We start from the raw sequence: 11,401 nt of genomic DNA, 5'->3' as shown, positions 1-11,401 counted from the left end.
TTGTACTTCTTCAAGGTGATGGTGACGGTCTTGTCGTTGTTGGAATAGACCGGTGGGTTAGCTAGGGAGAGGCTGGGGTTCAGTTCAGCCTTGTTGCCGACACCGAAGAAGTAGAGAGGGCGGTACATCAAAATCTGGAACTGAGAAAGGTTGTCAACGGAAAAATCGCTACTCGGAGTCAACGGAAAGATGTAGTTTGGGTTCGCCCCAGGGCCCTCGGCGAAGTAGGCAACACCACCCTTGACTTTTGTCGCCGCGGTACTAGACGGCTTCGAACTTGAAGTCGAGGTCGAGGATGAACTCGATCCACATGCCGCCAGCAACATCGCCGCTGCTGCTGTGGTCCCGATAATTGCGACGCTCTTACGTCTTGCTGTCTTCTTCATTGGTTCCCCAATTCCTCCCATGTATTCCGTTCCCATGCACACCTTCGCGCAGGGATCGTTGTAATGTTACGCTATTCGTGCATGAAATGTGCCATCAACGTGACAGCTTCTTTGAGATTTCACACAAAACTTTAAAGATATGTGGTGGACCAGAGCAAAAGTATGCAGCTACGCGCGATGTTTACGTTGGTATGTATAGTTATGGTTACGCTAAGCTTAAGGAATTCTTAAGTTTTATTCCGAGGAAGGTGCTCGTTGCGGTCCGATCATAGTGATGGGGAGGTTAATCAGGGTAGCGTGATGGTGCTGGTGCTCTCGATCGCGGCGACCACCATTACGACGCTGCCGGTCTTCCTGACGGGAGCTTTGGACGTCATCATTCGAAGACACCTCGGCTTAAGTTCCAGTGAACTCGGTCTGCTGGTGGCTGGCTTCTTCGCCTTTGCCGTACCGGCATCACTGGTTATTGCGCCGCGCGTCGCTTTGGTCGGTGCCGCCCGGATTATGAAGGTAGCCGGTTCCGCCGCGACACTGGCACTGTTGGTGATCGCCGCGGTGGGTCACTCGTTCTTCATTCTCCTGGGTGCCCTCTTGGTGGCAGGTCTTGCTAACGGTGCGATGCAGCCGGCGGTGAATCTCTACCTGACCAGTCGGGTTCATCACGCTCGCCAAGGATTCGCCTTTGGGGTCAAACAAGCGGCGATACCGGTATCCACGTTGTTGGCTGGGGTTTCTGTTCCACTCATCGCCATTGATCTCGGTTGGCGCTACGCCTATCTCGGAGCCGCGCTCGTTGCCCTGAGCGTCACGCTGATGTTGCCGAAAACTAAGCGAAGTCAGGGGGGCAACGCTGCCCAGAGACAAAAAACGACGGTGGTGCTTAAACCCTTGGTTTTCCTGGCGATTGGCATTGGGCTTGGCGCCGGAGCGGCGAATGGACTTGGTGCATTTTTTATCAGCTCTACGTCTCACATCGGGGTCGCCCTGGGGACGGCAGGATATCTGGCATCGCTTGGCAGTCTCGCATCGCTCATTACCCGGATTGGCTCTGGCTACTTTGCAGATCGACGGAGTGGTAACCACTTCGTCGTAGTCGCTGTCATGCTCTCTGGGGGTGCCATTGGCTACCTACTGCTCTCGCTTGGTCAGCGCCCGTTGGTGGTCGTCGCCGCGGTTCTCGCGTATGCGGCTGGATGGGGCTGGAACGGAGTCTTTAATTATGCCGTTGCTCTTACTCATCCGCAAGCGACCGGGCACGCTACCGGCATTACGCAGGCGGGGGCGTTCGCTGGATCGGTCTTTGGTCCGTTGATCTTTGGCGTCATCGTTGATCATCTCGGCTACGTTGACGCGTGGCGCTTTGCGGCGCTGCTCGCCGTACTCGCCGCCATCGCGATCATGATCGGCCGCTCGTTGTTGTTAGATGAGATCGCCGCACGCGGTTGATCGAGCCACCAGCGTTGTTGAATCTTTGGGAGCCAACGACTAATCAAGTAGCGGCGTGAGCCGCGTGATGCGAGCGGTCAGCCAACCAATCGCTGGCGCCTCCACACGCTGGAGCGCTCTCCCGACGGTCAACCCTACCAGCGAGCCAGCAATGACGTCGGTCGGCCAGTGGAGGCCGGAGTAAATCCTCGACACCACGACACCAACGGTGAGGGGTACGAATGCCGCCGCAAGTGGCGCTGGAGATGATCCCAGGCCAGCGACGAAGCCGGTAGAACCGGCAGAATGGGTCGATGGGAACGAGTGAGACGGACGATGCTCGACGAGATGCTCAATCGTCGCTGTCGAGGCGGCAAAGGGCCGGGTGCGAGGGATGAGCCCAGCGATTGCACGAGCGGTGACGACAGCCACCGCCCCTGAGAGCACAGAGCGAACGATGTGTTCGCGCCCTTGTCCATCACGAGGATTGAGCCCGTACCAGGTGGCGATAAAGCCCAGAGCGTAGATCTGGGGCGCGTTGGTGGTGATCACGGTGGCACATCGATCGAGCCAGGGCCATCGGGCATGGAGCGGACTGACGTTATCGATGACCTTCTGATCGAATCCGAGAACCGCTTGGAGCGGGTTTGCAAAGAAGTTGCTTGGGTATGGACTCACCACGTTAACGATAATCACTGCGCCGGTGACGCTCGACGTCCATGGCACTAACCCATGCCACCGACGCCATGTGATATCGCCGGTGGAGAGGAGTCGGGGTCATCCACACAAGGTCAGCGCCACGGCGAACGATGGGCGCGGCCAACGACAATCCAGGGTGGCCCCGTTGCAGTCGCGGGACGGGTTGACCTCTACGGGTCGCCTGTCGTCGCTGAGAGACGTGTTCTAACGCCCTTGACGGAAGTGCCAGAGAGCAGCCCGTATGCCTTGTGCCAGCGCACCGACGAGCGTCGTGAACTCTCGGTGGGATCGTGCACCTCCCGGCCAGTATCTGGGCTATCGACGATCGTATCGAACGCGGCAAAAGGCCAACGGAGTAGAGTTTCACCCAGGCGGATCCCACCCAGGCGAACCCAACGTTGCGATTGCGCAAGGTTGGCAATCTGTGCAGCTGACCCGCCAAGAATTTACAGGAACCCACGGCTGGTGAGTGAACTAGCTATCGGACCAATTTGGGGGGCGTTTTTCAAGGAACGAACTCATGCCCTCTTGGGCGTCACGCGTCTGCGAGGCTCCCGCCATCGCTGCGACCGCGACCGAATACGCGTCATGAACTGGCAAATCAAGCTGTCGATAGAGCGTGCGCTTGCCAAGAGCCTTTGAGTAGCGCGAACCCCGTGAGGCTCGGTCCAGAAACTCGAGCGTCGCTCGATCAAGATCCTCAGGTTCGACGACACGGTTGACGAGCCCCCAGTCAAGCGCCGTAGCTGCGTCGATGACGTCTCCAGTGAATGCCATCTCTGCCGCACGCTTTCGGCCGATGGCATGTCCAATTGCGACCATGGGTGTGTGACAAAACCAGCCACCTTTGCCTCCAGGCGCGGCAAATCCTGCGGTGGTCGCGGCAACCGCGAGGTCGCAGGTGGCCACCAGTTGGGCTCCCGCAGCGGTTGCGAGTCCGTGAACGCGCGCAACCACCGGTTGAGGGACCGTAGTAATAGTCTCCATCAGACGAGTACAGGTCTCGAGCAGTCGTTGCATGTAGGCGTAATCTTGTCCTGCCATCTCCGAAAAGTCGTGCCCGGCGGAAAACACCGGCCCGTTGGCAGCCAATACGATCCCTCGGCTGGTTGCGGTCGCCGCTTCGCTGAAGGCATCGCAGAGTTCCTCCATGTGCGCAAGAGAAAGCGCATTGCGCTTTGCAGGCCTGTTCATGGTGATGACGGTGAAGTCGCCTTCAACCTCGAGTAGGACGTGATGACGAGTATCAGTTTGCATGTAACCCCCTTTGCCCCTCTATCCTAGACGAACGGGCCCCAGCATGCTTTTTTTGGGCAACCGCTCGGCATCGAGTACCCCTTCCAGGGTGGCCAAAGTGCGAGCGGGCGGTGGCCCTTATTCGTCCAATCCGAGCGGGAACGCCATCTCAGACACCACGGCTACCGCGGGGTGCGTAAACTACGGCGATATGGTACGTCGACAGCGCTTAGATCGCGAGCTGCTCCGTCTCGGCCTAGCCCGATCGCGTGCCCAGGCTGAGCGCTTGATCCTCGATCAACAGGTCACGGTCAACGGTGCCGTGGCGCTCAAGCCCGCCCATCTCGTCGCTGCCAGCGACGCCATCGTGGTCTCGGGTGCTGGCCAATGGCGCTCTCGAGGCTACGACAAGCTTCAAGGAGCCTTGGAGGAAACCCAGCTTGACGTCGCCGATGCGCAGTGTCTCGATGTTGGGGCCTCTACAGGAGGCTTTGTACAGGCACTACTTGATGCCGGAGCTCGGTGCGTGGTGGCCGTCGATGTTGGTACCGCGCAACTCGATGCCAAGCTGCGCACCGATGAACGGGTGCGAGTCTACGAGCAGACTGATATCCGCAGTTTTATTAGTCCCTTTGCCACACCACCGGACCTCATCACCGTCGATGTGTCGTTCATCTCGGTTACGAAGATCGCAGATGCCCTCGGCCGACTCGCTGGACCTGACACCCAGCTCTTGGTGCTTATCAAGCCACAGTTTGAGGTCGAACGTGCCATTGTATCGAAGCATCGAGGCGTTATCCGCGACACCGTCGTGCACGAACAGGTTCTCACTACCGTGCTCGGCGGCCTAGCCCAATACGGCCTGATCGCCACAGCGGTGTTGCCATCAAAACGTCGGGGTGCAAAGGGGAACCAGGAGTACTTTGCTCATCTGCACTGTGGACAGCTCATGAACATCGAGTCGGAGGATCCTCCCTGGCAGACCTTCATTGCCCAAGCCCTTGGCGGGCACTAGGCTCTTGCGTTGATGACGACTTTGGGATTTGTGCTGCACCCCGCGCATGCCGAGAGCGCAACGCTGTTTCGCGAGGCGTCTGCGTATCTCGCTTCACGTGGCTGTAAAACCTTAGAACTCGCGGGAGCGGGGGAGCAGGTGCCACCGGTCGATGCCGTGGTCAGCATCGGTGGTGATGGAACAATGCTGCGGGCCATGGCCTGTGCACATCACCAGCAGGTACCAGCCCTCGGGATCAACCTTGGCCAGCTCGGCTACCTGACCGAGGTTGAACCTGGCGAGATGATCGCTGCCTTAGCGTCCATTGTCGACGGCGAGTTCAGCATCGAGGAGCGCCTTGCGTTGATCGCCGAATTCGAGACCGACGATGGCCATCGATGCGCGATCTCGTTCAACGAAGTGGTGGTAGAACGAGAGGTCTCTGGCCACGTCATCCGGGGCGACGTTGCCTTCGGAGGGCGCCAGTTTCTCCGGTATGAGGCCGATGGTCTCATCATCGCAACTCCAACCGGTTCCACCGCCTATAATCTGTCCGCGAGGGGTCCCATTGTGGCACCGGGTCTTCGGGCGATCATCTTAACCCCTTTGTCTCCACACATGCTTTTTGACCGATCGCTAGTCCTCGACGTCGACCAGAGGATCAGCTTTCGCCTTGACCGGGGTCCTAACGCTTCGGTAATGGTTGATGGTCAAGTTGTGCACTCCTTGTGTCCAACCGGAGTGGTTGCTATTGGGGCACATCCCGATCCAATCCAGCTCATCCGGGTGGTCGATCTACCGTTCTACGAGGTCGTAAAGCGTAAGTTTCGCCTCAGCGACGCTCCTGGTCGCCCTGGAAGGCTCGACGATGCTTGAGTCATTGGTTGTTGAGAACCTGGGGGTGATTGGCTATTGCGAGCTCGAGTTCGCCCCTGGTCTCGTCGTGGTAACCGGTGAAACCGGTGCCGGCAAGACGCTGCTCACCACGGCGCTCGGTCTCTTGCTTGGGGCCAGAGGATCACCTGAGCTCATTGGGCCGAGTGGGGATGTCGCCCGGGTGGCTGCGGTCCTTGTCGAGCAGGATCGAGAGCTCCTCGTGCGTCGTGAAATTGGGGCCAGCGGTCGGAGTCGAGTGCGGATCGGTCGTGAGGTAGTAACACTGGGAGAGCTCGGTGAGGCGACCGCGTCTGGCGTCGAGATCTTCGGGCAACACCTCGCCGCTACCCTGACCCAACCAGCCGCTCAGCTGCGTATTCTCGATGGTTTTGGGGGTTGCGATGACAGCGAGCTCAAGCATCTACGCAGTCGCGCTGGCCAACTCAATGACCAACTTCAAGAGATTCGCACCAGAGGACAGGAGCGCCTGCGCCGGATCGAGTTCATTAACTACGAGCTCGAGCTGCTCGATGGGGCGCAACTCGAGGACCCTGATGAGGATCGTAGGGTCGAGGACGCGATTAGCCGACTTGCCTCAACCCGTGATCGCCAGGAACTTCTGAGCGCGTTGCACGCGCTGCTTGTTGGTGATGCTGGCCTCCAAGAGCAACTCGCTCACATCGATGCAGAGGCTCGCGTCCTCATGCCCCAGTTGAGTGCGCGCCTCGAAGGACTCATCGAAGAAATCGAAGATCTTGCGCATGAGAGCCGCAACCTTCTGGAGTCTGAGGCTGAAGATCCCGAGGCGCTAGCTGAGCTCGAGGCACGTCTGGGCATTCTCGTCTCGATGAAGCGCCGATTCGGAGGAACGCTGCACGAGGTGTTGGCTACCCAACAGGCCCTGCGTGACGAACGCTCTCAGCTCGAGCAATCACTTTTGTCTGAGGGTGACATTGTCGCCCAGCTCGCGGAGCTAGAGCCTAAGATTGAGGTTGCGCGTCAACAGCTACGCGACGCTCGTCATCGTGTCGCAGCCGAACTGACCGCCAAGGTACGTGAGCTGCTGGCCGAGGTGGCGTTGACAAATGCCGAGTTCTTGATCGAGTTTGGCGATGTTGATGAGACCCTACCGACCTTCCTCTTCTCGGCGAACCCCGGTATTGCACCCATGCCGCTGTCCAAGGTGGCCTCAGGCGGTGAGCTTTCGCGTTTGATGCTCGCGATAGCCCGGGTAGCCGGTGCTACAACGCCGACACTGATCTTTGACGAGATCGACGCTGGGATCGGTGGCGCAACTGGCTTGCGGATCGCAGAGGTTCTCAAGGCGATGGCCAACGAGCATCAGGTCCTCGTCGTGACACACCTGGCCCAAATTGCGGCGGCCGCGAGCCAACACATCGTGGTGTCAAAATCGACGACGGCTGACCAGGTCACTACCCAGTTCCAGGTCGTCGAGGGCGATGCGAGGGTCTTCGAGATCGCTCGGATGCTTTCTGGACACCCGTCATCGCCGACCGCCCAAGAGCACGCCAAGGATCTGATCGCGCGTTTTGCTCGTGATTGAGACGTATACTGGTTCGAAAAGGGAGCGGGGTTGACTAAGCACATTTTTGTCACTGGCGGCGTTGCGAGTTCGTTGGGGAAGGGCATCACGGCATCCTCGATTGGGCGACTGCTCAAGGCCCGTGGACTGCGGGTCACCATGCAAAAGCTAGATCCATACATCAACGTCGATCCTGGAACCATGAATCCCTTTGAACACGGTGAAGTCTTCGTGACGGCGGACGGCGCGGAAACAGATCTCGATCTCGGTCACTATGAGCGCTTCGTCGATATTCAACTCCGGCGCGGTTCTTCTGTCACGACCGGTGCGATTTACAAAACCGTGATCGAGCGGGAACGCCACGGTGACTATCTCGGCAAGACCGTGCAAGTCATCCCCCACATCACCGACGAGATCAAGGCTCGGATTCATGCACTCGCTACCGACGATGTCGACGTGGTGATAACGGAGATCGGAGGAACGGTTGGAGACATTGAGATTCTACCGTTCCTCGAGGCCATCCGCCAGCTTCGTAACGAGATAGGACGGGATCAAGCCTGCTTTGTCCATCTCACCCTTGTCCCCCATATCGGTCCCGCACAAGAGGAGAAGACCAAGCCAACCCAGCACTCCGTTGCTGAGTTGCGCTCGCGAGGCATCCAGCCCGACATCATTGTCTGTCGTTCGGACCGGCCAATGTCAACATCGGTACGCCAGAAAATCTCCATGTTCTGCGATGTTCCGGAGCGAGGGGTGGTCACCGCCATCGATATTGACAATCTTCTCGCTGTTCCCCTGCTACTCCATGATCAAGGGCTCGACGACTATCTTGTCGAGTTGCTGCATCTCGATGGCCTAGCACAACCGGAGCTTGGGGAGTGGGCTGACTTGGCGCGCCGGGCTTCATCGCCACTTCGTGATGTCCGCATCGGAATTATCGGGAAATATGTCGATCATGCCGATGCCTATCTCTCGGTGGTGGAGGCGCTGCGCCATGGTGGTTTGCATCACGATGCCAAGGTAGCCATCGAATGGATCTCCGCGGAGGAGGTTACTCCCATGATGGCGGATTCGTTCTTTGACGGCATCGATGGAGTCGTGATCCCCGGTGGCTTCGGACCCCGAGGGATCGAAGGAAAGATCAGCGCCGCGATGGTCGCCAGGGAGCGCGCCATTCCTTGTCTTGGGATATGTCTTGGCCTCCAGGTCATGGTTGTGGAGGTTGCTCGACATCTCGGGGATATGCCAGATGCTCATTCCACCGAGTTTGATCCTGAGACCAGTTTTCCAGTGATCGACCTGATGGATGATCAGCGTGAGCTGACCGACCTCGGTGGGACCATGAGACTTGGTACCTATCCGGCACGGTTGGAGGCTGGATCGCTTGTGCATGCCCTGTACGGCTCAGAGGTTGTCTACGAGCGCCATCGCCATCGATTTGAGGTCAACCAGCGTTTTCATGGCCGCCTCCGTACAACTGGACTCGCGCTCTCTGGCTTCTCACCCGATGGAAGGCTGGTGGAGTATATCGAACTTCCCGGCCATCCGTTCTGGGTTGGAACCCAGGCGCATCCAGAGTTTCAATCACGACCCAACCGTCCGCACCCCCTGTTCGCTGGGTTGATCGGCGCTGCGCTAGCATTTGCAAAGGAGCACTGAGTGGGGTTCAAGAAGGTCGGAGAGCGCGCACTCATGACCAACGGCTTCTTGACCATGCTTGAGCGGTCATTTGAGGCCGATGGCGTTGTCTATCAACGGACCGTCGTGACCCATCCTGGGGCCGTGGTGATCGTCCCGATTATCGGCCTAACCGAAGTGGTGATGGTCAAGCAGTTCCGATCATCGATTGAGGCTCACCTTCTGGAGTTGCCGGCAGGTAAGCGTGACGTTGTTGGAGAAGACATCCTGGTGACGGCGGATCGTGAACTCCAAGAGGAGTGCGGGCTCAAGGCTACGCGACTGGTCCCACTTGGATCGTTTTTGAATTCACCTGGGTTTACCGATGAGGAGACCCATGTGGTGCTGGCCCTCGGCCTTTCGGTAGTCGAGAGTGCTCCCCAGTCCCTGGAGGAGGCTGACATGCAGGTACGTACCTTCGATATCGGGGGTTTAGGCGAGTTTTCAACCCTTGCATCCCTCACCGACGCCAAGTCGATCGTTGGGCTCCTAATGGCAAAGACGTACTTGGCTCAACACCCAGCCGATGCCACCAGCTACCCTGACGCTCCGGAGGTCCGTGAGCGAGTCGGTTGAGCCAACCCCCGAGGACCTTAGCTCCCCGCTGGTCGATGAGTATCTTGTGTTTCTCGCCGCCGTTCATGAGCACAGCGAGTTGACCATTGCCGCGTATCGTCGTGACTTGCTGGCGCTCGAGAGATACCTGCGCCGAACCGGTCGGGAGCTGACCTCCGCAAATCGCTCAGATATCGATGCCTATCTTCAGTCGTATCGTCGAGCGACCTCTCCTCGGAGTGCCGCGCGGTCTGGCTCAGCGATTCGGGGGTTCTATGGCTATCTCGTCAGCGCCGAGCACCTCGATCAGGACCCCACCGAGGGCATTCGACTCCACGCTGTCGTGCCAACACTTCCTAAGGCGTTATCGGTAGCAGAGACGGTACTCCTACTTGAGTCCACCCAGCCGACGAATGCGATTGGCGCGCGCGATCGCGCGATGCTCGAGCTTCTGTACGCCTCCGGCATGCGAATTTCCGAGCTGGTGAGTCTGGACCTTGAGGACCTTCGCACGGTCTCGTTCTGGCTGACGGTCACCGGGAAAGGCGCCAAGGAGCGGCTGGTGCCGATTCCGCCGGTGGCAGCCGAGTCCATCGAACGTTACATGGGCGAGCCACGCCATTACCTCACTCGCCATCATCCGCTCGAGCGAGCCGTCTTTGTGAATGCCAAGGGGACCAGGTTGACACGCCAAGGTGCCTGGTTCGCATTAAAGCAACGGGCTGAAGTCGTTGGGCTCGGCCGGCGTTTTTCACCACATACCCTCCGTCATTCGTGTGCAACGCATCTCGTAGAGGCTGGAGCTGACCTGCGAGTAGTTCAAGAGCTGCTTGGGCACGCTTCGATCGCCACGACTGAGATTTACACCAAAGTCTCCACCGCCCATCTCGTCAAGGTCTATAACGCGGCGCACCCCCGCGCCACTGGAGATGCGCGAACTGACTAATCGAGCGGCCCAACCTGGGTGGTGGCGGTAACATTGTCGACTTCGGTCCCCGGTTGCGCGGCTCCGTTCGTACCCGAGAGAGCATCCTGGTGCTGCTCGCGAGCGATCTGGGCCAAGACCACCAGCGCCTCCTGATGCACAGGAGAGTCAACGGGAGTGCGGGCGATAATCTGTTGGGCCCAGTAATACTCCTTTGGCATTCCTTCACCACGCGTTGACAGTGGAAAGGCATCGCGGCTTGCGTTCATGCGCCGGTGTGCGCGATCTTCGGAGGCGATCCAGCTGCCGATGACGATGGCGAGCCCAATGGTCGTCATCGCTTCGCCAGCCCCCCAAAGCACCTGACCTCCAGCATGCCAGTCGCCAAGCGAGTAAATCGCAGGAGCCAGTGATACCTTGTTGGAGCTGATCGTGATTCCCAAGAAGGTCTCAAAGGGTATCCCGATGGCGAGCGAAAGGACCCTACCTCCATAGCCGAGCTTCCAGTGCAAGATTGTGTCCTTGCCGATCAATGGCCACCAGAAGAGCACTCCACCGGCGAAGAACAGGAGGTTCAAGATGTCCATGAGCCACATGTGTGCCATCGCGTACCCGATAGCAGTTGAGGTGAAGAACCACCACATTACGCCGTAATAAAGTATGAAGACAACGAGGGGGAAGGTGATTGCCTGGAGAAACTTTGAATGTAGGAAGCCGTCGATGAGCTTCCGGGCCCGGGGCCTGCTGGTTTGTAAGGCAAGGGTCACGGGTGCCGACAGCGAGAGGAGCCCTGGCGCGACGATCATCAACAGCAGATGCTGGGCGATGTGGGCGGTGAAGTAGTGCATGACATATACCGACACCGGACCGCCAAGGGCGTATTCAATCGCCAAGGCACCACCGAGGAAGGCCGCGACGCGAGCGTTTGACCAGGTACGTCCCTTGGCACGCACTTTGAGCACACCATCGAGGTACCAGGCACACAGCGCCACCAACGCAAAGAGTACAGCGACTGAAAACGGACTCAGTGACCATGCCGTGAGCAGCCCAAGATAGTGAAACGTCACCACCACACCTCCGTTCGT

Annotated in this window: 11 protein-coding genes; 7 read left to right on the top strand and 4 right to left on the bottom strand. The window is 58.7% G+C overall.

Annotated elements, in window-relative coordinates; genetic code table 11:
• On the bottom strand, window positions 1-386 hold a 386-nt coding region (locus MP439_05845), incomplete at its 3' end, for an ABC transporter substrate-binding protein (GenBank protein MCI2975583.1).
• Between the two features lie 255 nt (window positions 387-641).
• On the opposite strand from MP439_05845, the gene MP439_05840 reads away from it, so the two are divergent.
• Window positions 642-1,832 carry an MFS transporter gene (locus MP439_05840; protein ID MCI2975582.1) on the top strand — a complete coding sequence of 397 codons (1,191 nt, stop codon included), beginning with the start codon at window positions 642-644 and terminating at the stop codon, window positions 1,830-1,832.
• A gap of 39 nt (window positions 1,833-1,871) precedes the next feature.
• Here the strand turns inward: MP439_05840 and MP439_05835 are convergent, their stop codons facing one another.
• Together MP439_05835 and MP439_05830 are read right to left on the bottom strand one after the other, a co-directional pair.
• Window positions 1,872-2,537 carry a phosphatase PAP2 family protein gene (locus MP439_05835; protein MCI2975581.1) on the bottom strand — a complete coding sequence of 222 codons (666 nt, stop codon included), beginning with the start codon at window positions 2,535-2,537 and terminating at the stop codon, window positions 1,872-1,874.
• Window positions 2,538-2,984: 447 nt separating this feature from the next.
• Window positions 2,985-3,767 (bottom strand): enoyl-CoA hydratase-related protein, encoded by a 783-nt coding sequence (locus tag MP439_05830; protein ID MCI2975580.1) that lies wholly within the window; start codon window positions 3,765-3,767, stop codon window positions 2,985-2,987.
• Window positions 3,768-3,810: 43 nt separating this feature from the next.
• Here MP439_05830 and MP439_05825 point away from each other — a divergent pair, with 43 nt between their 5' ends.
• Genes MP439_05825 through MP439_05800 form a run of 6 tightly spaced genes read left to right on the top strand, consistent with a single transcriptional unit; the run spans window position 3,811 to window position 10,337 of the window.
• The gene (locus MP439_05825; GenBank protein ID MCI2975579.1) at window positions 3,811-4,761 is read left to right on the top strand and encodes a TlyA family RNA methyltransferase; all 951 of its coding nucleotides are present in this window, start codon (window positions 3,811-3,813) and stop codon (window positions 4,759-4,761) included.
• A 12-nt stretch (window positions 4,762-4,773) separates the two neighbouring features.
• The gene (locus MP439_05820) at window positions 4,774-5,616 is read left to right on the top strand and encodes an NAD(+)/NADH kinase (protein ID MCI2975578.1); all 843 of its coding nucleotides are present in this window, start codon (window positions 4,774-4,776) and stop codon (window positions 5,614-5,616) included.
• Window positions 5,609-7,180, top strand: a complete 1,572-nt coding sequence (locus MP439_05815; protein MCI2975577.1) for an AAA family ATPase — start codon at window positions 5,609-5,611, stop codon at window positions 7,178-7,180. Before MP439_05820 ends, MP439_05815 begins: the two co-directional genes overlap by 8 nt.
• Window positions 7,181-7,210: 30 nt before the next feature.
• Window positions 7,211-8,818 carry a CTP synthase gene (locus MP439_05810; protein ID MCI2975576.1) on the top strand — a complete coding sequence of 536 codons (1,608 nt, stop codon included), beginning with the start codon at window positions 7,211-7,213 and terminating at the stop codon, window positions 8,816-8,818.
• Entirely contained in the window at window positions 8,819-9,412 is a 594-nt protein-coding gene (locus tag MP439_05805) for an NUDIX hydrolase (GenBank protein ID MCI2975575.1), read from the top strand.
• Complete coding sequence (locus tag MP439_05800; protein ID MCI2975574.1) at window positions 9,396-10,337, top strand: tyrosine recombinase; 942 nt, start codon at window positions 9,396-9,398, stop codon at window positions 10,335-10,337. The genes MP439_05805 and MP439_05800 overlap by 17 nt, the downstream gene beginning before the upstream one ends.
• Here MP439_05800 and MP439_05795 read toward each other — a convergent pair.
• Window positions 10,334-11,383 (bottom strand): cytochrome c oxidase assembly protein, encoded by a 1,050-nt coding sequence (locus MP439_05795; GenBank protein ID MCI2975573.1) that lies wholly within the window; start codon window positions 11,381-11,383, stop codon window positions 10,334-10,336. The two genes, MP439_05800 and MP439_05795, sit on opposite strands and share 4 nt — an antisense overlap.
• Window positions 11,384-11,401 lie beyond the last annotated feature (18 nt).

Origin of the sequence: Ferrimicrobium sp. (assembly GCA_022690815.1) — a bacterium.
In the GTDB taxonomy this organism is placed as follows: domain Bacteria; phylum Actinomycetota; class Acidimicrobiia; order Acidimicrobiales; family Acidimicrobiaceae; genus Ferrimicrobium.
Note: the sequence above shows the minus strand (reverse complement) of the source record. Positions and strands in the feature narration are given on the sequence as shown.